The sequence below is a fragment of the Paraburkholderia sp. EG304 genome (assembly GCF_046543485.1).
Taxonomy (GTDB): Bacteria; Pseudomonadota; Gammaproteobacteria; order Burkholderiales; family Burkholderiaceae; genus Paraburkholderia; species Paraburkholderia youngii.
In genome coordinates, this window is the sequence record NZ_JBKGUA010000004.1 from 251,480 (window position 1) to 274,046 (window position 22,567).

Below are 22,567 nucleotides of genomic sequence, written 5' to 3' on the forward strand. Positions count from 1 at the left end.
CCATCTGCCGGATGAGGGCCCGGAACGTCAAACGACCACGTTCACGAGACGGCCCGGCACCACGATGATCTTCTTCGGCGCCTTGCCTTCGCTGAACTTCGCGACCATTTCGTGCGCGGCCGCTTGCTGCTCGATCGCGTCGCGCGATGCATCCTTCGCGACCGTGATCGCGCCGCGCACCTTGCCGTTCACCTGCAGCACGAGTTCGATCTCGGCCTGTTCGAGCGCCTTCTCGTCGACCTTCGGCCACGGTGCGTCGAGCAGAGGGCCGAATTCGTCGGCGTAGCCGAGCTCCTGCCACAGCTGGAACGTCAGGTGCGGCACGACCGGGTACAGCACGCGCAGCATCACGCCGTAGGTCTCACGCAGCACGGCCGTCTGCGCGCCCTTCGCGCCGTCGAGCGCGTTGAGCATCTTCATCGCGGCCGATACCACCGTGTTGTACTGCAGACGCTGATAGTCGAAATCGGCCTGCTTCAGCACGCTGTAGATCTCACGACGCAGCACCTTGTCGGCATCGTTAAGTTGCGCGGTGTCCAACTGGCCACCCGTGCGCAGCGCGGCTTCGTTCGTGTAGCCGAAGTTCCAAACGCGGCGCAGGAAGCGGCTCGCGCCTTCGACGCCCGAACCCGACCACTCGAGTTGCTGCTCGGGCGGAGCCGCGAACATCACGAACAGGCGCGCGGTGTCCGCGCCGTGCTGATCAATCAGCATCTGCGGGTCGACGCCGTTGTTCTTCGACTTCGACATCTTCTCGACACCGCCGAGCACGACCGGCTGGCCGTCCGCGTTCAGCACCGCGCCGACCGGGCGGCCCTTGTCGTCGAACGACACGGTCACGTCCGCCGGGTTGTACCAGGTCTTCTTGCCCGCGTCGTTTTCGCGGTAATAGGTTTCGTTGAGCACCATGCCCTGCGTGAGCAGGTTCTTCGCCGGTTCGCCGAACTTCACGAGACCGAGGTCGCGCATCACCTTCGCCCAGAAACGCGAGTACAGCAGGTGCAGGATCGCGTGCTCGATACCGCCGATGTACTGATCCATCGGCGCCCAGTAGTCGGTGCGCTCATCGACCATCGTCTTCGCATCCGGCGACGCATAGCGGTAGAAGTACCACGACGAGTCGACGAAGGTGTCCATCGTGTCGGTTTCGCGCTTCGCCGCGCCGCCGCAGCTCGGGCACGTGCAATTCAGGAACGCTTCGGACTTCGCGAGCGGATTGCCCGTGCCGTCCGGCACGAGGTCTTCCGGCAGCACGACCGGCAGGTCTTTTTCCGGCACCGGCACGTCGCCGCACTTTGGGCAGTGGATGATCGGAATCGGCGTGCCCCAGTAACGCTGGCGCGACACGCCCCAGTCACGCAGACGCCACGTGATCTGCTTGTCGCCGAGGCCGAGCTCCTTCAGATCGGCGGCGATGCGGTCCACCGCTTCGTCGTACGCGAGGCCGTCGTACTTGCCGCTGTTCACCAGCGTGCCGGTCTTCTCGCCGTACCATTCCTGCCACGCTTCGGTCGAGAACTCCTTGCCTTCGACCGCCACTACCTGTTTGACCGGCAGACCGTACTTCTTCACGAACGCGAAATCGCGCTCGTCGTGCGCCGGCACGCCCATCACCGCGCCTTCGCCATAGGTCATCAGCACGTAGTTGCCGATCCACACCTCGACCTGCTCGTGCGTCAGCGGATGCGTGACGTAGAAGCCGGTAGCCATGCCCTTCTTTTCCATCGTCGCGACGTCGGCTTCGGCGACGCCGCCGCGCTTGCATTCGTCGATGAACGCCTGCAGTTCGGCCTTGTCTTGCGCAAGGCGCGTGGCGAGCGGATGCTCGGCGGCGATCGCGCAGAACGTCACGCCCATGATCGTGTCGGCGCGCGTCGTGAACACGCGCAGCAGCTTCTGCTCACCGTCGATTTCGTACGGGAAGCCGAAGTTCACGCCGAAGCTCTTGCCGATCCAGTTCTGCTGCATGATCTTCACGCGCTCGGGCCAGCCGAGGCCGTCGAGATCGTTCAGCAGCTCATCCGCGTACTGCGTGATGCGCATGTAGTACATCGGGATTTCGCGCTTTTCGACGAGCGCGCCCGAGCGCCAGCCGCGCCCGTCGATCACCTGCTCGTTCGCGAGCACGGTCTGGTCGACCGGGTCCCAGTTCACGGTGCCGGTTTTCTTGTACGCGATGCCCTTTTCGAGCATCTTCAGGAACAGCCACTGGTTCCATTTGTAGTAGTCGGGGCTGCAGGTCGCGACTTCGCGCGACCAATCGATCGCGAGACCCATCGACTGCATCTGCTTCTTCATGTAAGCGATGTTGTCGTAGGTCCACTGCGCGGGCGGTACGTTGTTGGCCATCGCGGCGTTTTCCGCCGGCATGCCGAACGCGTCCCAACCCATCGGCATCAGCACGTTGTAGCCGTTCATCCGCAGATAGCGGTACATCACATCGTTGATCGTGTAATTGCGCACGTGCCCCATGTGCAGCTTGCCCGACGGATACGGCAGCATCGAGACGCAGTAGAACTTGGGCTTGTCGGTGGTTTCCGTCGTCTTGTAGGCGTCGATGGCGCGCCATTGCCCTTGCGCGGCGGCTTCGACGTCGGAGGGAACGTATTTTTCGTGCATGGTGTGATGGGATCGCTAGGTTCGGTGCTTTCGCACCGGCCCGGTGCTCTGCAGAATGTCGTTGCGTCGTTTCCCCTTTGACGGGGAAAGGGCTGATTATACCGTTCGCGGACGGGTGCGCCGCTACGCGCGGCATGGTGCGGGGCGGGGTACGCCGGATCGTCGACGCGGTGCGCGCCCGGCGGCGCCCGGTGATGCTCAGTGCTGCGCGGCGGGCGGCGGCGGGTCCGTCACGAAGCCGATCCGCTCGAGCCCCGCTTGCTGCGCGGCGCCCATCACCTGCGCGATCACTTCGTAGCGCGTCGAGCGCTCCGCGCGCAGCTGGATGTCCGGCTGGTCCGCCTGCTTGCCGGCCTCGGCGAACTGCATGCGCATCTGCGCGAGCGTGATCGGCTTGCCGTTCCAGTAGAGCTTGCCGGCGCCGTCGATCGACAGCGAGATGGTCTGCGGGGTCTGGCGCGCGGGCGCCGCCGCGACCTTCGGCAGATCGAGCCGGATCGCGTGCGAGAACAGCGGCGCGGTAATGATGAAAATCACCAGCAGCACCAGCATCACGTCGATCAGCGGCGTCATGTTGATCTCGGCCATCGGCGCGGCCGTCTGCTTCTTCTCGAGTCCGCCGAATGCCATGTCGCCTCCTTGCGTCTGAGTTTGGTCCTGCGATGGGCGGTGTGTCGTGTGGGGTAGGTCGCGATTTATCGGGCCCGCCGCACGCCAGGCGTCAGCGGTGTGCCTCGTGCGCCGCCTGCTGCGCGCGCGGCGGCGTCGGCGCGTGCTCGGGCGAGCACACGTACGCGTGCAAATCGTGCGCGAATCCGTCCAGTTCCTCGGTCAATTGCCGCACGAGGCGGCCCAGCACGTTGTAGCCGAGCACCGCCGGAATCGCGACCACGAGACCGAAAGCGGTCATGATCAGCGCCTCACCGACCGGTCCCGCGACGTTCTCGATCTGCGCCTGCCCGCTCGCCGCGATGCTGCCGAGCGCGTGATAGATGCCCCACACGGTGCCGAGCAGACCGACGAACGGCGCGGTGCTACCGACCGACGCCAGCAGCACCTGACCGAACTCGAGCCGCCGCTGCGACGCGTTGAGCGCCTGGCGCAGCGCGCGCAGCACCCGTTCGCTGCGCTCGACGCGCGCGAGCAATGCGCCCGGAATGTCGACCTCGGCCGCATGGAGCGCCGCTTCGGCGAGCGGCGCGAACACGCGCTCGCGGTCGGCGCGACGCAGGATGGCGACGCCCTCGGCGAGCGTCGGCGCCTGCCAGAAGCGCGCGATCGCCCGCGAGGACTGGCGTTTCGCGCGCGTCAGAATCCAGCTCTTGACGATCAGAAAACACCAGCTCGCAATCGACATGGCCAGCAGTACGTAGGCGACCGCAAGCGTGATCGCGTCGCTCGTTTGCAGGTAATGAATGATGCCGCTGCTGGCTGCCATCTGACCTCGCCTTCGGAAAGTGACTTCGGGAGGGCGCGCTCGGGATGCGCTGCCCCGCCTATGCGCAACGAACTTCGCTCAACGCAGGCCGAGCACGTCCTGCATGTCGAAGAAGCCGTTGTCGTGGCCTTCGAGGAAGCGTACAGCACGAAGCGCGCCTTGTGCATACGACAGGCGGCTCGCCGATTTGTGCGTGATCTCGATGCGCTCGCCGATGCCCGCGAACAGCACCGTATGATCGCCGACGATATCGCCGCCGCGAATCGCCGAGAAGCCGATCGTCGACGGATCGCGCTCGCCGGTCACGCCTTCGCGGCCGTAGACCGCGCAGTCGTCGAGATTGCGGCCGAGCGCGCCCGCGATCACTTCGCCCATCGTCAGCGCGGTGCCGGACGGCGCATCGACCTTGTGACGATGATGCGCCTCGATGATCTCGATGTCGTAGCCGGTCGAGAAGTGCCGCGCCGCGTATTCGAGCAGTTTCAGCGTGACGTTCACACCGACGCTCATGTTCGACGCGAACACGATCCCGATCTTTTCCGCCGCCGCGCGCAGCTGCGCTTTTTGCGCGTTGTCGAAGCCGGTCGTGCCGATCACCATTTTCACGCCGTGGCGCTGCGCGGCTTCGAGATGCGCGAGCGTCGCGTCCGGGCGCGTGAAGTCGATCAGGTAGTCGGATTCGGCAAAGACGCGCTCGATATCGTCGGACAGCAGCACGCCGGTCTGTTTGCCGAGAAACGCGCCGGCGTCCTGGCCAAGCTGCGCCGCGCCCGTGCGGCACAGCGCGCCGGAGAGCGTCGCGTCGGCATCGTTGAGGACGGTTTCGATCAGCATGCGGCCCATACGGCCCGATGCGCCTGCAATGGCAATTTTCATGACGATGAGGATTCGGAAAGAGTCAACCGGGATGGAGCCCGGCGAATGCACCGACCAGTGTGCCGGGGAATGCGCCCGGTCGATATAGGGACAAGCGGCGACAGGCGGCACGATCTTGCGGCGAGGTCGGTCGGCTCGCTGCTGAAGCCAACGCGCGCGGCCAACCGGGACGGCTCGCTCAGGTGACTGACTGATACGGCCCGCTGCGGCGCCCCACTGCCGCGGCGCACTGCGGCAACAGGTTCATGCGGCCCAAACGGCGCATTTATGGCCTCGCCTGACGCCGGACAAACACACACCTGGCGGGCGCCGCACATGTGGCGCGCAGCCCGCCTCGCAATACCAACAAGCGGATCAGTTGCTCGTTCCGGACGTCGACGGCGAACCGTTCGGCGTCGAGCTGTCGCCGCTTTGCGAGCCCGTCGGGCCGACCGGGTTGCTCTCGTTTTCCGGCGCCGGCGGCGGCGGACGTTTGAACTGGAACTGCGGCTGGCCGCCGGCCGTCGGGCCTTGCGTCGGGATCCCGCCGGCGCCAGCTCTCGGCACGGCCGAACGGACGGACGGCGTGCGGCTCGGCGTCGACACCGCGCTGGTCGCGCGATTGGCCGCCTGGGCGGCTTCCGCGTTGGCGTCCATGGACGGCGTGGCGGCCTGCTGGGCGCCTTCGACCGACGGCGAGCGCGTCGTATCCACCGTGGCCGGCGCCGCGGCGGCAGCGGCCGCGCTTGCGGCGGCTGCATCGCTGGCGGCCACGGCCGCGCTCGCAGCGGCCGGCGGCGTCGCGGTCGAGCGACGGCCACCGCGGTCGCCGTCGATTTCGGCCAGCAATTCGAGATTGGTCGGCAGATCCTCGCCACCCGTCCAGTGGGTCACGGTGTCGCCCGAGAAGAACACGACGAAGTCGCGTTGCTGAACGATCGAGGTGTTGCCGCGCTTGAAATAGAACGTGTAATCCCAGCGATCCGCGTGGAACATGTCGGTCAACAGCGGTGTGCCGAGCACTTGGCGCACCTGCGCGCGCGTCATGCCGACCTTCATCTGGCCGGCCATTTCCTGCGACACGAAGTTACCTTGCACGACCGTAATCCGATACGGCGTAATGCTTTGGGCAACGCGCTGGGTCAGGCTGTCGTACGTGGAACATCCGGCAAGAACCGCGACAGTCGCGACAGCGATCAAGGTACCCCGCATGCGGCTCCCCCGGTAAATCAATTGAGATTTAGAAATCATTTCACTCACCGTGCGGGCCCGCTTGCGGGCCGCGCTCATTCCATCGAAAATGACCAGAACGGCAAAACACATTACTATGAGAGCCCAGCATTGTACTCTAGGGATCCCTTGTCATGACCAATCCAACCGATCTCAAGAATATCGGGCTCAAGGCGACCCTTCCGCGCCTCAAAATCCTTGAGATTTTCCAACACAGCCCGGTACGACATCTAACCGCCGAAGACGTGTACCGCAATCTCCTGCACGAGGAACTCGATATCGGTCTCGCCACCGTGTATCGCGTGCTGACGCAATTCGAGCAGGCCGGCCTGCTCTCGCGCAGCAATTTCGAATCGGGCAAGGCGGTGTTCGAGCTGAACGAGGGGACGCACCACGATCACCTCGTGTGCCTCGATTGCGGGCTCGTGGAAGAGTTTTTCGACCCCGAAATCGAAAGTCGTCAGCAGTCCATCGCCAAGGCACGCGGCTTCAAGCTGCAGGAGCACGCGCTCGCACTGTATGGGGCGTGCACGAAGGAAAATTGCCCGCATCGTAAGCACTGATGCGTGGCGGGCCGCGTGCGAGTACGCGGCCTGGCAAGTCAGAAGAAAGACCCGGCCGATGAGAATCGGTCGGGTCTTTTTTGTTCAGCGGCGGCAAATACGGCTATCCGGCTAGTTCCACGCTCGGCTCGAAGGCGAGCCGCCACGGCTCGGCCAACTGCAATTCGTCGCAATTCGGCGCGTCGCCGCCACGATCGACGACGATGAACTCGCTGACCTGATCCAACGCGAGCAGCGGATGGTGCCAAATCCCTTTCGCGTAATTGACGCCCTGCCACGCGTCGGTCCAGAACGCGCGCATCCGCGTGGCGTCGAACTCGCCGGCCGGCGCGACCACCACCAGATAGCGGCCCGCGCGTAAGGGAATGAAAGCCTGGCTGCCGAGCGGATGCCGCTCCATCATCGTGATCTCGACGGGCAGCGCGCGCGGCTGCGCGCGAAACAGATTGACGAGCGGCCGGCCGCCCTGCTCCGCCACGTCGACGCGCGCGAGGTCGTGATAGCGCTCGGTCGTACCGCCATTGATCGGAAAATGACGCGCGCCGTCGAGTTCGATCACATCGCCGAACAGCGCGAAGGCCGCGCGCGTGAGGCGTTCCATCTGCAGGATCTTCATGCGTGCCGCTCCCTGATGTTGCGTGCGTTAAGCGATCTCGCCCCACAGACGCAGGCGTGACACGCCGCCGTCCGGGAAGATGTTGAAGCGCACCTGCGTGACCGGCCCGAGCGCGGCGAGGTCGTCCGTGAACGTGTGCACGTGATCCATTTGCAGTTTCTGTTCGCCGAGCAGCACCGGCCAGAACATCGCCTGCGTGACGAGGGAATCGTCGGTGCCGCCCGTCACCGATGCCGCCTGCAGCGAGCAGCGGTCCGGGAAGTTGCCCTTGAAGTGCGCCGTGTCCACTTCGATCCTGCGAATCACGCCTGGCCGTGCGAGCGCGACGATCGCCCAGTCGTTGCCCGGCTCGCGACGGCGCCGGGTTTCCCAGCCGTCGCCCATGTTCACGCCACGGCCCGGCATCAGCATCTGCGAGGCCGGCCCGAAATGCTGGTTGTTCGCGGCGACGAGGTACGCGCCGTTCTCGATCGCGGCGAGATCGAGCAGCGTGCCGCGCTCGACGCGGCTCCAGTCCCGCTGCGGCTGCCCGTACACGCGCAGTCGCGCGAGCCCGCCGTCCGGGTATAGATTCACGCGCAGATGGGTGACCGGGCGCGCGTCTTTCACTTCGACGTAGTGATGCTGGTTGCCCTGTAGCGTCGTCGCCGGCACGAGCGGCTGCCAGTCGGCGTGCTCTGGCGGCACGTCAGCGTCGCTGTGGCAGGCATCGATCGACGCCGCCGGCGGGAAATTGCCGGTGAAGTGGCTCGTGTCGAGATCGACGCCATGCACGACGCCCGGCCGCGCGAGACGGATCACGCAATGGTCGTGGCCGTTCGCGCGCTTGCGGCGCGTCTCCCAGCCGTCCATCCACTTGCCGTGGTCGTCGTATTTGCCGGGGATGAACACCGCCGGCTGCGGCTCGAGCATGCGCTCTTTCGGTGCGAAGAATTCGTCGCTGGCGAACAGCGCCTTCGCGCCGAGGCGCGGATCGGCGAGGTTCATATAGCGGCGCGTGAAGGCGGGAGCGTTCGGGTCGAGGATGGGGTTGGCCATGATGTCGGTCAGTGTCGAAGAGGTCAGAAACGGCCGGCGGCGCCACGGGGCCGCCGGTTTGCGAAAAAACTGTCCAGGTACGGTTCCGGTCGGTCTGGTCAGACCAAGGCCGACACGCCGCCGTCAGAGTGCCGCCGCGTGTTCGCCAGCGCCCGGCTCGGCGAGTGTGTCGTCGACGGCCGGCACGTAGCGCAGTGCCGCGTCGCGATTCAGCACGCGGTGTGCGCGCGCCTTGTCGATATCGTTTTCCCATACGGCGACCACCACCGTCGCGACGCAGTTGCCGATCAGATTGGTCAGCGCACGGGCGATGCCGACGAACCAGTCGACCGGCAGAATCAGCACGAGACCGAGCACCGGAATCGCGGGAATCGCGGACAGCGTCGCCGCGAGAATCACGATCGCCGAGCCCGGAATGCCGTGCGCGCCCTTCGACGTCACCAGCGACACCAGCACGACGACGATCAGGTCGTGGACGGACAGCGGGGTATTGGTCGCCTGCGCGATGAACAGCACCGCGAGCGTCAGATAGATCGAGAAGCCGTCGAGGTTGAACGAGTAGCCGGTCGGAATCACGAGACCGACCGTCGAATCCTTGACGCCCATCCATTCGAGCTTGCGCATGATCTGCGGCAGCACGGCGTCGGACGACGCGGTGCCGAGCACGATCGACAGTTCTTCGCGCAGATAGCGGATCAGCTTGAAGATGCTGAAGCCGGCGAGCCGCATCACCGCGCCGAGCACGAGCACGACGAACACCACGCAGCTCGCGTAGAACACCAGCACGAGCATGCCGAGCTGCTTGAGCGACTCGACGCCGTAGGTGCCGGTCGTGAACGCGATCGCGCCGAGCACGCCGAGCGGCGCGAGCTTGATGATGAAGCCCATCACGCGGAAGAACACCTGCGACAGTTCATCGATCAACCCGCTCACGCGTTGCGCGCGCTTGCCGAGCAGCGACAGCGCCGAGCCGAACAGCACCGAGAACACTAGGATCTGCAGGATGTCGCCGGTCGCGAACGCGTTGATCGCGGTGTCGGGGATGATCTTCAGCAGGAAGCCCGCAGTGTCCTTCAGGCTCTTCGCGTGCTCGGTATAGGTCGTGAGCGACGCCGCATCGAGCGAACTCAGGTTCACGTTCATGCCGGCGCCCGGACGCGTCACGTAAGCGAGCACCGCGCCGATCACGAGCGCGATCGTCGTCATCGCCTCAAAGTAGATCACCGACTTTAAGCCGACGCGGCCGACCTTGCGTAAATCGCCCGCGTGCGCCATGCCGCTCACCACCACGCAGAACACGATCGGTCCGATCACCATCTTGATCAGCTTCAGAAAGCCGTCGCCGAGCGGCCGCAAGGACTGCGCGAAATGCGGAAACACGGCACCGAGCACGATGCCGACCACGAGCGCTATCACGACCCGGCCAAATAGCGAATTGAAGAATTTCAACACGGCTTCCTCCTGCGGATGGTTGTCTCGGTCACTTCTGTTCAGACTGGTCGGACCAGTACTGTTATGGCGAATAGTAGGAAGCCGATATAGTCCCGTCAAGGACTGATCGAGCAGTGTTTACCCGTTATTTTTTCGGCGATTTCGGGTCGGATTCAGGATGCGCTACGCCGTGCGGCGCGCCGTTTCCGACCGCGTATTAGAATTGCGGTCAGACCACGCCACCAAGTGAGCTTTTATGAAAAACGTCCCGCACACCGTCACTGACGCGGCCATCGCGACCATCCGCGAGCGCATCGAAGCGGGCGTCTATCCGGTGGGCAGCCTGCTGCCGGCGCAGCGCCAGCTATCCGATGAACTGTCGATCAGCCGAGCGTCATTGCGCGAAGCGCTCTCCACGCTCGAAGCGCTCGGCCTGCTGGTGATCCGCCCCGGCAAGGGCGTGTACGTGGAAAGCGCGCAGGCGAAAACCGCTCAGGCGTGGCGTTTCGCCGAGCAGTCGTCGCTGCCCGACACGTATCAGATGCGCTACGCGCTCGAAGGCTTCGTTGCGCGCATGGCGGTGCTCGCGGTCACCAACGACGACCTCGCGTGGCTCGAGGAAAACGTCACCGCGATGCAAAGCGCGCTCGCCTGCGAGGAACTCGACGAAGCGGCGCGGCTCGACTACGCGTTCCATATGCGCATCGTCAGTATCGCGGGCAATGCGGCGATCGAGTCGATCCTGCGCAGCAGCGCCGAGATCATGAAGGAAAGCCAGCGCATGCCGTTCTACCGGCGCGAGCGGGTGCTGTCCACCTACACCGAGCATCGCGCGATACTCGACGCGCTGAAGGCCCGCGATTCGCTCGCTGCCGGCAAGGCGATCGAGACGCACATCGCGAACGCCGCGCAGCGCGCGGGCGTCTATTTCCCGACGCCGTAGCCGCCGCGCCGATACCGCAGACGACAAAAAGCCGCTCCGAGGAGCGGCTTTCTCATGCAGCGTGAAACCGGCAGCTTACTTCGCGTTCGCGAGCGCCACAGCGGTGTCCAGCATGCGGTTCGAGAAGCCCCACTCATTGTCGTACCAGCTCGACACCTTCACGAGACGGCCCGACACCTTGGTCAGCGTCGAGTCGAACGTCGACGAAGCCGGGTTGTGGTTGTAGTCGATCGACACGAGCGGTGCGTCGTTGTAACCGAGAACGCCCTTCAGCGAGCCTTCCGATGCTTCCTTCATGATCGCGTTGACTTCCTCGACCGTCGTGTCGCGCGCGGCGATGAACGACAGGTCGACGACCGACACGTTGATCGTCGGGACGCGGATTGCGTAGCCGTCCAGCTTGCCGTTCAGTTCCGGCAGCACGAGGCCGACCGCCGATGCAGCACCGGTCTTGGTCGGGATCTGGCTATGCGTAGCCGAACGCGCGCGGCGCAGGTCTTCGTGGTACACGTCGGTCAGAACCTGGTCGTTCGTGTACGCGTGGATCGTCGTCATCAGGCCGTTCACGAGACCGATCTTGTCGTTCAGCGGCTTGACCAGCGGCGCGAGGCAGTTGGTCGTGCACGATGCGTTCGAGATGACCGTGTCCGATGCCTTCAGCACGTTGTGGTTCACGCCGTAGACGACGGTCGCGTCGACGTCCTTGCCGCCCGGCGCCGAGATGATGACCTTCTTCGCTCCGCCCTTGATGTGCGCGCTGGCCTTTTCCTTGGTCGTGAAAAAGCCCGTGCACTCCATCACGACGTCGACGCCCAGCTCGCCCCACGGCAGTTCGGCCGGGTTGCGGTTCGCCAGCACGCGGATCTTGTCGCCGTTCACGACGAGGTAGTCGCCGTCCACCGACACCTGGCCCGGGAACTTGCCGTGCGCGGTGTCGTACTGCGTCAGGTGGGCGTTGGTCTTCGCATCGCCCAGATCGTTGATGGCGACGATTTCGATATCGTGCTTCTTGCCGTTTTCATAGAAGGCGCGCAGGGTATTGCGGCCGATCCGGCCGTAGCCGTTGATTGCGACGCGAATCGTCATGATTTATCTCCTGATGGCTAAAAAATCCGTTTATGTTCGCCTGGTCGGACATCCGGTTCGGTGCGTTGCCCCGCGCATCCACGGGCACGACGGCAACGCGACGCAACCATCAGCCGAGAGCGGCCTTGACCGTCGCCACCACGTGCTCGACGGTGAAACCGAAATGCTTGAACAGCACACCTGCCGGGGCCGACTCGCCGAACGTGTCGATGCCGACCACGCCGCCTTCCAGACCCACGTACTTGCGCCAGAAATCCGACACGCCAGCTTCGATCGCGACGCGGCGCACGCCATGCGGCAGCACGCGTTCGCGGTACTCGGCGTCCTGCTTGTCGAACACCGTTGTCGACGGCATCGACACGACGCGTGCGGCAATGCCTTCGCGCGCGAGCGGCTCGACGGCCTTCATCGCCAGTTCGACTTCCGAGCCCGTCGCGATCAGGATGATCTTACGCGCGACGATCTCTTCGTCCCAGTCGCGCAGCACGTAGCCGCCCTTCTCGATGTTGGCGATCTGCGCGTCGGTGCGCTCGTTGAACTGCAGGTTCTGACGGCTGAAGATCAGGCACGACGGACCTTCATGCTCGATCGCATGGGTCCAGGCCACCGCGGTTTCGACCGTATCGGCCGGGCGCCACGTTTGCAGATTCGGAATCAGGCGCAGGCTCGCGACGTGTTCGATCGACTGGTGGGTCGGGCCGTCTTCGCCGAGACCGATCGAGTCGTGCGTGAACACGAAGATCGACTGCGACTTCATCAGCGCGGCGACGCGCAGCGCGTTGCGGCTGTAGTCCGAGAACGTCAGGAAGGTGCCGCCGAATGCCTTGTAGCCGCCATGCAGCGCAACGCCGTTGATCGCGGCGCTCATGCCGAATTCGCGCACGCCGTAGTTCACGTAGTTGCCGGCGGCACGGCCTTCGGCATTCACGCGCACCGGCTTCGCGGCTTTCCAGTTGGTCAGGTTCGAGCCGGTCAGGTCGGCGGAACCGCCGAGCAGTTCGGGCAGCACGGCCGACAGACCTTCGATGGCCTGCTGCGACGCCTTACGCGTCGCGACGGTTTCGGCGCGTTCGTTCGCGCCCGCGATGATCGCTTTCGCCTTGTCTTTCCAGTCGGCCGGCAGCTGCTTCGCGCTGCGGCGCTTGAACTCGGCCGCTTGCTGCGGATACTTGGCCGCGTAGGCGGCGAACGCCTTGTCCCACTCGGATTCGAAGCGCGCGCCCGCATCCTTTGCATCCCATGCCGCGTAGACTTCCTGCGGGATCACGAACGGCTCCCACTTCCAGCCGATCGCTTCGCGCGTTGCCGCGATTTCCTTGTCGCCGAGCGGCGCGCCGTGCGAGTCGTGCGAGCCCGCCTTGGTCGGCGCGCCTTCACCGATCACGGTCTTGCAGCAGATCAGCGTCGGCTTGTCCGACTGCTTCGCTTGCCTGATCGCCGCGTCGACCGCGTCGACGTCGTGGCCGACCACGTTCGGGATCACGTTCCAGCCGTACGCTTCGAAGCGCTTCGGCGTGTCGTCGTGGAACCAGTGCACCACTTCACCGTCGATCGAGATGCCGTTGTCGTCGTAAAACGCGATCAGCTTGTTCAGCTTCAGCACGCCCGCGAGCGAGCAGGCTTCGTGCGAGATGCCTTCCATCAGGCAGCCGTCGCCGACGAACACGTACGTGTGGTGATCGACGATCTTCGCGTCGGGCTTGTTGAATTCGGTGGCGAGCAGCGACTCGGCGAGCGCCATGCCGACCGCGTTCGCGAGACCCTGGCCGAGCGGGCCGGTGGTCGTCTCAACGCCCGGCGTGATGCCGTATTCCGGGTGACCCGGCGTCTTCGAATGGAGCTGGCGGAAGTTCTTCAGCTCTTCCATCGGCAGGTCGTAGCCGGTCAAATGCAGCAGCGAGTACAGCAGCATCGAGCCGTGACCGTTCGACAGCACGAAGCGGTCGCGATCGGCCCATTGCGGGTTCTTCGGGTTATGGCGCAGATGACGCGACCACAGGGCAACGCCGATTTCGGCCATGCCCATCGGCATGCCCGGGTGGCCGGAGTTCGCCTTTTGAACGGCGTCCATGGACAACGCGCGGATCGCGTTAGCCATCAGGGAAGTGGGTGCGGGAGACGGGGTCGTCATGTCGAGTCCGGAGACAGAGTCAGAAAGCGGAGCGCGCTTGAGGCCCGGAAGCTCGGCGGCCAGTTCGCTACGGCGCACGATGCGGCGCCAGGAGACGCGAAACGGGCAGAGCAAGCGGACAAGGCTGAAAGCGTCACATTCTAGCAGAAGGTTAACCCCTACCCGGCCGGAAACCCGCCCGGCCGCGCGGTTCAACGCACTCCGCCCGGCGGCGGCATTCACGATCCGAGCAGCTGTTTTGCCCACGCTGCCGATCGAGCCCGTCCGCCGTGGACGCCCCGTTATTGTTCCAGCCTTGTGCCGGCGCCGTCTACGGATTTCCTCATGCGCGGCTCGGTCCGCTCGATGCCCGGATGTCTAGCGAGCTCCGCTACGGCCCGACCGATTCGCACGCTCGCCGAACGTCCCGCCGCATACCGCATCGATTCGCTGCGTCATGACGAACCAGCTGTGCACGCGGGGCAACTCTCGGCAGCGCGAACGGCGCGCGATAAACTGAGTCCGACGACGAAACCATCCATTTGAAGCGTGGACACCTGGAGCGAACCGGTTCGAGCGAAGCCGGCATGCCGCGCCGGAGCGAAACCCGCAACAGTGGCAACGCTGCCCCACGAGATCCGGAGAACTCCATGACCGCCCCTCGCCCCGCCGGTGTGCCCTGGCTGACCCCCTATCTGACGGTGCGCGACGCGCGCGCGTCGACGGCGTTTTTTTCGGCGGCGTTCGGCTTCGACGTGCGCGACAGCGTGCAGGACGATGGCGTCGTCATGCACGTCGAGATGACCTATCAAGGCCAATTGATCGTGATGTTCGCGCCCGAAGGCGCGTTCGGCTCGACCGCGAAGACGCCGAAGAGCGCGGGCACGATCGCGCCGCAATCGTTCTATGTCTATGTCGAGGACGTCGATGCCGTGTATGCTCGCGCGCTCGCGGCCGGCGCCAAGTCGCTGAGCGAGCCGCAGGACCAGTTCTGGGGCGACCGCTTCGCGCAGGTCGAAGACATCGACGGCTATCGCTGGGCGCTCGCCCGCCACCTTTCCTGAATCCGAGAGTCTTTCGTCGATGCCCCGTTTTTTTGTTGATGCGCTGCTTTACCCCGACGACGTGATCGCACTGCCCGACGACGTCGTGCGCCACGTGGCCGTGCTGCGTCTGCAGCCTGGCGATTCGCTGGTGCTGTTCAACGGCCAGGGTGGCGAATACCGCGCCGAACTCGTCGAGGTCGAGCGCCGTTCGGCTCGCGTGAAAATTGGCGAATTTCGCGCGGTGGAGGTCGAGCCGCCGTATCGGCTGACGCTCGCCCAAGGCATTGCAGGCGGCGACAAGATGGACTGGTTGATCGAGAAGGCGGTCGAACTCGGCGCCTCTGGCTTCGTGCCGCTCGCGACCGCGCGCAGCGTCGTGCGCCTGACCGGCGAGCGGGCACAGCGGCGACAGCAGCACTGGCAGGGTGTGGTGCGGGCGTCGTGCGAACAGTGCGGGCGTAATCGGCTGCCAGACGTGATGCCGGTGTGTGAGATTGGCGCGTGGCTCGATACCCTCGCGCGCGAGCCGGCGCCCGACGAGTTGCGCCTGCTGCTGTCGCCGCGCGCGAGCATCGGCTTTGCGGCGCTGCCGGACGCGCCGCCGCCGGGTGGCGTGACGCTGCTGATCGGCCCCGAAGGCGGCCTTTCCGCCGACGAGGAAACTGCCGCCATTGAACAGGGCTTTACCGCAGTCGGCTTGGGCGCGCGTGTGCTGCGCACCGAAACCGCGGGGATCGCGGTGCTTGCCGCGCTTGCGGCGCGCTGGGGTGGTTGGTAAGCGGGAGCTTCCACAAGCAGCGCCGCAAAAAACAACGGCCCGCTAATTAGCGGGCCTTTGCCGTTTATACCGCGACGTTAACTGCCAGGTCCAAGCAGAAACGCCTGAACAGGCGAACATTCTACGAGCCTCAGGCGAACGAGTAAAACACCCGGAACGCGACCTTGCGCTCGGCCCAGAATTCGGCCGCTTCACGGAACACGTCGAGCAGCGTTTCGCGCCCTTCCTTGTCGAATTTCTGCGCGATCGGCAGGTGTTCGAGCACGATCACGAAGCCAGGCTGCGCGCCGGCCTTGTGCACGAGGTCGGTCAGGCAATCGTAGAGCGCGTCGTAGTTCTTGCCGAAATGCTTGGGAAACAGAAACGACGTCGCGATCGTCTCGAGCACTTCCTGCTTCGAGGCGGCGTTCGCGCAATACGCATACAGAAAGTGCTGGCCAAGGTGGTTGGCCTCGTCGGCGAGATCCTGCACGCGGAACGCGCGGATCGACTGCACGATGTTCGGCCGCACCGTCCTGAAAAGGCTCATGGGCTCTTCGTTCGATGAAACCACCGTGCCAGCCTCGCTTTGGTTGTCGCGACCCTGCTCGTCGGCGCGCATCTTCATGACGCGTTGGAACAAATTGCCGTCGCCGGCCGCGAAAAGATCCGTCGCGACTCCGGAATCGTGCGCGTAGATGTTGTCGCTCATGCCGTTCATCCCAATGTCATTCAACAATACGGTTAAAACTGGTGTAATGGTCGTCCGAGTAATAACAATTGTCGGTTCGCTGTAGCGGACCTCCGCAGACGATGCGGCGCGCCCCGCGATTACGCGCGTGAGGCGTGGGGACGGTGTATTCGTGGTAATAGCCGCGCCGATGAGCGGGCAGCACCCGTTCGTAGTTGCCGAATACGATGCCGTCCTTCTGATACGGGTAAGGCCCGCCGGCAGCAATGAGGTTCAACGTATCGACCGCCTCGCGCGGCAATTGCGCCAGCGCGATGGTGCCTACCTGCGCTTCCGCCACAGCTGGCGCCGAGTAGTCTCGCGCCAGCGCCTCGGGCGCCGAACTTGACAACGCGCAGAGCGCGGCAGCACCAATCAGCACGCCTTTCATGCGCAACCAGTTGCGTGCCATGTATCAGGTTTCCCCGCTGTCAGACCACGAGTTTGACGACCATGAAAGTCGTAAGGGTATCGCTAATAGCCTTTGGAATCAACGTTCGACGGCCCGACGACACCCCGCCTCGCCGCGCGGATAGCCGGCCGTCGGGGCTTTGACGACTTTTGACAGAATGTTTAGCGCGATCAGGCTAAACTGAGCTCAATCGTGATCGAACGCAGCGCAAGCGGTGCAGGCTGCCGGTGGCCGAGGCGCTCGATTGCGGTTGTTAGAGCCTGGAACCACTCAGCCGAAAGGCTGTGTCATTGCCATTTTTCGGGGTGGCGATCCCCAGCTTGCCCTGAAGGCGTGCCCATTGCGGGCACGCCGTTTTTTTCAGGGCGCGCCGGTTGGAGAACCGGCGCCGGGCCTGTCGCGGCCCGGTCACGATGTGCGCTTAGCGGGTTGCGCTGACGTCCGCAACCAGCAGCGCCGCCATGTTGACGATCCGGCGCACCGTCGCCGACGGCGTCAGCACGTGCACCGGCTTGGCCGCGCCGAGCAGGATCGGGCCAATCGCGATGTTGTTGCCGGCCGCCGTCTTCAGCAGGTTGTACGCAATGTTGGCCGCATCGATGTTCGGCAGCACCAGCAGGTTCGCGTCGCCTTCGAGCGTCGAATCGGGCAGCACTTCGCGGCGCAGGTTGGAGTCGAGCGCGACATCGCCGTGCATTTCGCCGTCAATCTGCATCTCCGGCGCGCGTTCACGCAGGATCTCGAGCGTATCGCGCATCTTCTGCGCGCTCGGCGCGTTGCTCGAACCGAAGTTCGAATGCGACACCAGCGCGACCTTCGGCTCGATACCAAAGCGACGCACTTCCTCGGCCGCCATGATCGTGATCTCGGCCAGTTCCTCCGGCGTCGGATCGACATTCACGTGCGTATCGACGAGGAAAATCTGCCGGTTCGGCAACACCAGCCCATTCATCGCCGCATACACCTTCGCGCCCGGCTTCTTGCCGATCACCTGGTCGATGAAGTGGATATGGCGGTGCGTCGTGCTGACCGTGCCGCAGATCATGCCGTCCGCCTCGCCTTTCCTGACCATCATCGAACCGATCAGCGTGGTGCGGCGGCGCATCTCAAGCTTGGCCATCTGCGTGGTGATGCCCTTGCGCGACATCATCTTCGCGTATTCCTGCCAGAACTCACGGTAACGTTCGTCATGATCGGTGTTGACGACCGTGTAATCCTGCCCGGCGACGAGCCGCAGGCCGTAACGAGCGATCCGCTGTTCGATTACGGCCGGCCGGCCGATCAAAATCGGCTTGGCGAGCTTTTCGTCGACGACGATCTGAATCGCGCGAAGTACACGTTCCTCTTCGCCTTCCGCGAACACGATGCGCTTCTTCTCCGGCTCGACGCTGCGCGCGAGCTGGAAGATCGGCTTCATCGTCGTGCCGCTGTGGTAGACGAATTGCTGCAGATGCTGCGCGTACGCGTCCATATCCTCGATCGGACGCTCGGCGACGCCACAGTCCATCGCGGCCTTCGCCACTGCAGGGGCGACCTTCACGATCAGACGCGGATCGAAGGGCTTCGGAATCAGGTATTCCGGTCCGAACGACAGATCCTGGATGCCGTACGCGGTCGCGACGATGTCGCTCTGTTCCTGGCGCGCCAGTTCGGCGATCGCGTTGACAGCGGCGATTTCCATTTCGCGCGTGACCGTCGTCGCGCCCGCGTCCAGTGCCCCGCGGAACAGGAACGGGAACACCAGCACGTTGTTGACCTGGTTCGGGTAGTCGGTGCGGCCCGTGCACAGCACCGCGTCCGGGCGCACTTCGAGCGCGAGTTCCGGCAGGATTTCCGGCGTCGGGTTCGCGAGCGCCAGGATCAGCGGCTTGGCGGCCATCTTCTTGACCATGTCCTGCTTGAGCACGCCGCCAGCCGACAGGCCGAGGAACACGTCCGCGCCGTCGATCACCTCGGCGAGCGAGCGCGCGCTGGTTTCACGCGCGAAACGCTCCTTGTCCGGGTCCATCAGTTCGGTGCGGCCCTTGTAGACGACGCCCGCGAGGTCGGTCACGGTGATGTTTTCGAGCGGCAGGCCGAGGTCGACCAGCAGGTCCAGACAGGCGAGCGCCGCCGCGCCAGCGCCGGACGAGACCAGCTTCACTTCCTTGATGTCCTTGCCGACGACCTTCAGGCCGTTGGTGACCGCCGCCGCGACGACGATCGCGGTGCCGTGCTGGTCGTCATGGAAGACCGGAATCTTCATGCGCTTGCGGCATTCGCGTTCGACGATGAAGCAGTCCGGCGCCTTGATGTCTTCGAGGTTGATGCCGCCGAAGGTCGGCTCGAGCGCGGCGATCACGTCGACCAGCTTGTGCGGATCGGTCTCGTTGATCTCGATATCGAACACGTCGATGCCGGCGAACTTCTTGAACAGGACGGCCTTGCCTTCCATGACCGGCTTCGACGCGAGCGGGCCGATGTTGCCGAGACCCAGCACCGCGGTACCGTTCGTGACGACGCCGACGAGGTTGCTGCGCGCGGTGAAGCGCGCGGCGTTCAGCGGGCTCTCGACGATTTCCTCGCACGCAAATGCGACGCCAGGCGAATATGCCAACGCGAGGTCGCGCTGGTTGATCATCTGCTTGGTCGGGGCGATCGCGATCTTGCCGGGAGTCGGAAACTCGTGGTAATCGAGGGCTGCTTCGCGGAGTTTGGTATTGACGGGATTCGACATAAGGCGGGCTTCGGAGGGCAGATTAGAATAGACGTTCGACGGCATTGTAGCCCCAATTGCCCACGCAATTCCTTCAATACGGGTACAACTGCCGCGACTGAAACAGTGTGAAAGCCCGTTGCCCGTTGCACCGCTCGCCCGTTGCTTGCGACCGGGCATTACGCTCGAATCTCCTGACCTGCGCTATTTCTCCACTCGTTCTCCGCTCATCGCCCGCCATCATGCTTTCCGAGTTTTCGCTGATCGACCGCTTCTTCGCCCGCCGCGCCGCCCAAGCGCGGCCCTCTACTACCGAAGGCGCCACGCTCGGCATCGGCGACGACTGCGCGTTGCTGGCACCGCCTGCTGGCGAAATGCTGGCGATCTCGACGGACATGCTGGTGGAAGGCCGTCACTTCTTCGCCGATATCGATGCCGAAGCGCTCGGTCACAAGGCGCTCGCGGTCAACCTGTCGGACCTCGCGGCGATGGGCGCGCAGCCGCAGGCATTCACGCTCGCCTTCGCGCTGCCGCAGGCCGACGAAGCGTGGCTATCCGGATTCAGCGAAGGCCTGTTCGCGCTGGCCGAGCGCTACGGCTGCGAGCTGATCGGCGGCGATACGACCGGCGGGCCGCTCAATCTGTGCATTACCGTGTTCGGCAGCGTGCCGCCGCAAACAGCATTGCGCCGCGATGCCGCGCAACCCGGTGACGACATCTGGATTTCCGGCACGCTCGGCGACGCGCGCGCCGGCCTCGGCGTGCAGCGGGGCGAATGGTCCGCCGATCCGAACGACGCCGCGACGTTCCGCCAGGCACTCGAACGCCCCGAGCCGCGCATTGCGCTCGGCCTCGCGCTGCGCGGCATCGCACACGCGGCGCTCGACCTGTCGGACGGACTCGCCGGCGATCTGCTGCATATCCTGGAGCGCTCGTCGGTGAGTGCAAGCGTCGACGTCGACGCGGTGCCGCGCTCGGCCGCGTTGCGCCGACTGCCACCCGACGTCCAGCAGCGCTGCACGCTAGCCGGTGGCGACGACTACGAGCTGTGCTTCACCGCGCCCGCTGCCGCGCGCGCCGCAGTCGAGGCCGCCGCGCACAAGGCCGCTGTGCCGGTCACTCGCATCGGTACAATAAGCGCACTGGAGGCGGCCACCGACCGCCCGGCCATCGCGTGGCGCAACGCCGCCGGCGCGCCGCTCACTCTGACGCTGCAAGGTTTCGATCACTTTCATGCAGAATGACCCCCCGCTCGGCCCCGCCGACGACTTCCTCGGCAGCGAGCCGCCGCAAGCACCAGAACCGCGCGCGCCGAAGCCCGCTCAGCCACGCCGCGCGACCGCGCGCTTCATGCTGTCGCATCCAGTCCACATCCTGTCGCTCGGCTTCGGCAGCGGGCTGTCGCCCGTCGCGCCGGGGACGATCGGCACGCTGTTCGGATGGGCGTCCTTCGCGGTACTGAGCCGCTATCTGACCGTTATCGAATGGGGCGTGCTGATCGGCGTCGGCTTTCTCGCCGGCATCGCGCTGTGCGGCTTTACCGCGAAGCGGCTTGGCGTCGAGGATCCGTCGGCGGTAGTGTGGGATGAAATCGTCGCGTTCTGGCTCGTGCTGCTGATGGTCACGCCTGCCACGCTCGCCGCTCAGGTGTGGGCATTCGTGATCTTCCGCTTCTTCGACATGGTGAAGCCGCCGCCGATCGGCTACTTCGACCGTCGGCTGAAAGGCGGCTTTGGCATCATGTTCGACGACCTGATCGCCGCGTTCTTTACGTTGCTCGTGATTGCACTGTGGCGGATGTCGGTTTGAGCGCTGCCCGAATGCTACCTGAGCACCGTTCGGCTCTTCTGGTCGCCACCCGGCCCCTGCCGTTCGCCGCGCCTCACGGCCGGCTTCGTTTTCCGGATTGACTGACGCCATGCCTACCGATTCCGTCGTTCACCAGCTTGCGATCCGCGTGAGCAACCGTCTGCGCGACGAGCGCCTGATGCTCGTGACCGCCGAGTCCTGCACGGGCGGCATGGTCGCGACCGCGATCACCGACATCTCCGGCAGCAGCGGCTGGTTCGAACGCGGCTTCGTCACGTATTCGAACCAGGCGAAGAGTGAAATGATCGGCGTGCCGGCCGACCTGATCGAAAAGCACGGCGCGGTCAGCGAACCGGTCGCCCGGGCGATGGCTGAAGGCGCGCTGCGCAACAGCCGCGCGCAGGTGTCGCTGTCGATCACGGGCGTCGCTGGGCCCGGTGGCGGCACCGAAACCAAGCCGGTCGGCATGGTGTCGTTCGGCTGGACCAATCGGCTGCATACGTCGGTGGAAACGAAGATTTTCAAGGGCGATCGCGAGCAGATCCGCGTGCAGGCGGCCGCACACGCGCTGCGCGGCCTGCTGGCGCTACTCGACGAACGCGAGCATTGAGCGGCGTCTAACTGTCACTGAGGAGGCGGACAATGCCGGATTCGCGCGCGATCGCAGATGAACTGATCCGCCGCTTCGACCTGAAGCCCCATCCCGAAGGCGGCTTTTTCGCGGAGACCTATCGCTCCGCCGCGCGCGTGCTGCGCGCCGGCGACGCAAGCGAGACTGAGAACACCCGTGCGGCATCGACCGCGATCTATTACATGCTGTGCGACGGCGCGCATTCGGCGTGGCATCGGATCCGATCCGACGAAGTCTGGCATTTCTACGCCGGCGAGCCGCTGCTGGTCCATGTGCTCGATGAAGGCGAGGCCGACGGTGCGCTCGTCACGCACCGGCTCGGCAATCCGCTCACGCATCCCGATACGGTGTATCAGGCCGTCGTGCCCGCCGGTATGTGGTTCGCGGCCGAGTGCGCCGATCCGGCGTCGTTCGCGCTGGTCGGCTGCACGGTCGCGCCGGGTTTCGAATTCAGCGAGTTCGAACTCGCGGAGGTCGATGCGCTGAAGGCGCGGCATCCGCGCCATGCGGAGTTGATCGGGCGACTGGGACCGGCGCGCTGACGCGCCGCTCCTCGAT

General features: G+C 64.9%; 21 protein-coding genes. 8 read left to right on the forward strand and 13 right to left on the reverse strand.

What is annotated here, in order from left to right; translation table 11 throughout:
* Nucleotides 1-27: 27 nt before the first annotated feature.
* The 5 genes from leuS to ACLFKU_RS07220 form a co-directional block, all read right to left on the reverse strand.
* Nucleotides 28-2,619 carry a leucine--tRNA ligase gene (gene leuS, locus ACLFKU_RS07200; RefSeq protein ID WP_410848612.1) on the reverse strand — a complete coding sequence of 864 codons (2,592 nt, stop codon included), beginning with the start codon at nucleotides 2,617-2,619 and terminating at the stop codon, nucleotides 28-30.
* Between the two features lie 198 nt (nucleotides 2,620-2,817).
* The gene (locus ACLFKU_RS07205; protein WP_368584042.1) at nucleotides 2,818-3,249 is read right to left on the reverse strand and encodes an ExbD/TolR family protein; all 432 of its coding nucleotides are present in this window, start codon (nucleotides 3,247-3,249) and stop codon (nucleotides 2,818-2,820) included.
* A 91-nt stretch (nucleotides 3,250-3,340) separates the two neighbouring features.
* The gene (locus ACLFKU_RS07210) at nucleotides 3,341-4,057 is read right to left on the reverse strand and encodes a MotA/TolQ/ExbB proton channel family protein (protein WP_410848613.1); all 717 of its coding nucleotides are present in this window, start codon (nucleotides 4,055-4,057) and stop codon (nucleotides 3,341-3,343) included.
* A gap of 78 nt (nucleotides 4,058-4,135) precedes the next feature.
* Nucleotides 4,136-4,933 (reverse strand): 4-hydroxy-tetrahydrodipicolinate reductase, encoded by a 798-nt coding sequence (gene dapB, locus ACLFKU_RS07215; protein WP_410848614.1) that lies wholly within the window; start codon nucleotides 4,931-4,933, stop codon nucleotides 4,136-4,138.
* Nucleotides 4,934-5,287: 354 nt separating this feature from the next.
* Entirely contained in the window at nucleotides 5,288-6,124 is an 837-nt protein-coding gene (locus tag ACLFKU_RS07220) for an outer membrane protein assembly factor BamE (RefSeq protein ID WP_410842478.1), read from the reverse strand.
* 152 nt (nucleotides 6,125-6,276) lie between these two features.
* On the opposite strand from ACLFKU_RS07220, the gene fur reads away from it, so the two are divergent.
* Nucleotides 6,277-6,705: a ferric iron uptake transcriptional regulator gene (gene fur, locus ACLFKU_RS07225; RefSeq protein WP_027198845.1), complete on the forward strand. Its 429-nt coding sequence runs from the start codon at nucleotides 6,277-6,279 to the stop codon at nucleotides 6,703-6,705.
* Between the two features lie 103 nt (nucleotides 6,706-6,808).
* Here fur and ACLFKU_RS07230 read toward each other — a convergent pair whose 3' ends face one another.
* The 3 genes from ACLFKU_RS07230 to ACLFKU_RS07240 form a co-directional block, all read right to left on the reverse strand.
* Nucleotides 6,809-7,321: an ureidoglycolate lyase gene (locus tag ACLFKU_RS07230; protein WP_410848615.1), complete on the reverse strand. Its 513-nt coding sequence runs from the start codon at nucleotides 7,319-7,321 to the stop codon at nucleotides 6,809-6,811.
* 27 nt (nucleotides 7,322-7,348) lie between these two features.
* Nucleotides 7,349-8,359, reverse strand: coding sequence for an allantoicase (gene alc, locus ACLFKU_RS07235; protein ID WP_410848616.1), 1,011 nt, complete (start codon nucleotides 8,357-8,359; stop codon nucleotides 7,349-7,351).
* Nucleotides 8,360-8,482: 123 nt separating this feature from the next.
* Entirely contained in the window at nucleotides 8,483-9,811 is a 1,329-nt protein-coding gene (locus ACLFKU_RS07240; RefSeq protein ID WP_410848617.1) for a C4-dicarboxylate transporter DctA, read from the reverse strand.
* A 235-nt stretch (nucleotides 9,812-10,046) separates the two neighbouring features.
* Here ACLFKU_RS07240 and ACLFKU_RS07245 point away from each other — a divergent pair, with 235 nt between their 5' ends.
* Complete coding sequence (locus ACLFKU_RS07245; protein WP_176380908.1) at nucleotides 10,047-10,733, forward strand: FadR/GntR family transcriptional regulator; 687 nt, start codon at nucleotides 10,047-10,049, stop codon at nucleotides 10,731-10,733.
* 75 nt (nucleotides 10,734-10,808) lie between these two features.
* Here ACLFKU_RS07245 and gap read toward each other — a convergent pair whose 3' ends face one another.
* Both gap and tkt read right to left on the reverse strand, forming a co-directional pair.
* The gene (gene gap / locus ACLFKU_RS07250; RefSeq protein ID WP_013090539.1) at nucleotides 10,809-11,819 is read right to left on the reverse strand and encodes a type I glyceraldehyde-3-phosphate dehydrogenase; all 1,011 of its coding nucleotides are present in this window, start codon (nucleotides 11,817-11,819) and stop codon (nucleotides 10,809-10,811) included.
* Between the two features lie 109 nt (nucleotides 11,820-11,928).
* Nucleotides 11,929-13,950 carry a transketolase gene (gene tkt, locus ACLFKU_RS07255; protein ID WP_410848618.1) on the reverse strand — a complete coding sequence of 674 codons (2,022 nt, stop codon included), beginning with the start codon at nucleotides 13,948-13,950 and terminating at the stop codon, nucleotides 11,929-11,931.
* A gap of 629 nt (nucleotides 13,951-14,579) precedes the next feature.
* On the opposite strand from tkt, the gene ACLFKU_RS07260 reads away from it, so the two are divergent.
* Together ACLFKU_RS07260 and ACLFKU_RS07265 are read left to right on the forward strand one after the other, a co-directional pair.
* Nucleotides 14,580-14,993 carry a VOC family protein gene (locus ACLFKU_RS07260; protein ID WP_008923880.1) on the forward strand — a complete coding sequence of 138 codons (414 nt, stop codon included), beginning with the start codon at nucleotides 14,580-14,582 and terminating at the stop codon, nucleotides 14,991-14,993.
* Nucleotides 14,994-15,012: 19 nt separating this feature from the next.
* Nucleotides 15,013-15,753 carry a 16S rRNA (uracil(1498)-N(3))-methyltransferase gene (locus ACLFKU_RS07265; RefSeq protein ID WP_410848619.1) on the forward strand — a complete coding sequence of 247 codons (741 nt, stop codon included), beginning with the start codon at nucleotides 15,013-15,015 and terminating at the stop codon, nucleotides 15,751-15,753.
* A gap of 130 nt (nucleotides 15,754-15,883) precedes the next feature.
* Here ACLFKU_RS07265 and ACLFKU_RS07270 read toward each other — a convergent pair whose 3' ends face one another.
* The 3 genes from ACLFKU_RS07270 to ACLFKU_RS07280 all read right to left on the reverse strand — a co-directional run bounded on the left by ACLFKU_RS07270 (nucleotide 15,884) and on the right by ACLFKU_RS07280 (nucleotide 19,635).
* Nucleotides 15,884-16,444, reverse strand: a complete 561-nt coding sequence (locus ACLFKU_RS07270) for a barstar family protein (RefSeq protein WP_013090542.1) — start codon at nucleotides 16,442-16,444, stop codon at nucleotides 15,884-15,886.
* Nucleotides 16,445-16,460: 16 nt separating this feature from the next.
* On the reverse strand, nucleotides 16,461-16,874 hold the full coding sequence (locus tag ACLFKU_RS07275) for a ribonuclease (protein ID WP_368584051.1): 414 nt from the start codon (nucleotides 16,872-16,874) through the stop codon (nucleotides 16,461-16,463).
* 421 nt (nucleotides 16,875-17,295) lie between these two features.
* Complete coding sequence (locus ACLFKU_RS07280) at nucleotides 17,296-19,635, reverse strand: NADP-dependent malic enzyme (protein WP_410848620.1); 2,340 nt, start codon at nucleotides 19,633-19,635, stop codon at nucleotides 17,296-17,298.
* Between the two features lie 176 nt (nucleotides 19,636-19,811).
* Here ACLFKU_RS07280 and thiL point away from each other — a divergent pair, with 176 nt between their 5' ends.
* The 4 genes from thiL (at nucleotide 19,812) to ACLFKU_RS07300 (ending at nucleotide 22,551) form a co-directional block, all read left to right on the forward strand.
* Complete coding sequence (gene thiL / locus ACLFKU_RS07285) at nucleotides 19,812-20,813, forward strand: thiamine-phosphate kinase (protein ID WP_410848621.1); 1,002 nt, start codon at nucleotides 19,812-19,814, stop codon at nucleotides 20,811-20,813.
* A complete protein-coding gene (locus ACLFKU_RS07290) occupies nucleotides 20,803-21,378 on the forward strand; it encodes a phosphatidylglycerophosphatase A (RefSeq protein ID WP_368584054.1) in 576 nt (191 codons plus the stop codon). Before thiL ends, ACLFKU_RS07290 begins: the two co-directional genes overlap by 11 nt.
* A gap of 109 nt (nucleotides 21,379-21,487) precedes the next feature.
* The gene (locus ACLFKU_RS07295; protein WP_013090547.1) at nucleotides 21,488-21,988 is read left to right on the forward strand and encodes a CinA family protein; all 501 of its coding nucleotides are present in this window, start codon (nucleotides 21,488-21,490) and stop codon (nucleotides 21,986-21,988) included.
* 32 nt (nucleotides 21,989-22,020) lie between these two features.
* Nucleotides 22,021-22,551, forward strand: coding sequence for a cupin domain-containing protein (locus ACLFKU_RS07300; RefSeq protein WP_368584055.1), 531 nt, complete (start codon nucleotides 22,021-22,023; stop codon nucleotides 22,549-22,551).
* The last annotated feature ends 16 nt before the right edge of the window (nucleotides 22,552-22,567 follow it).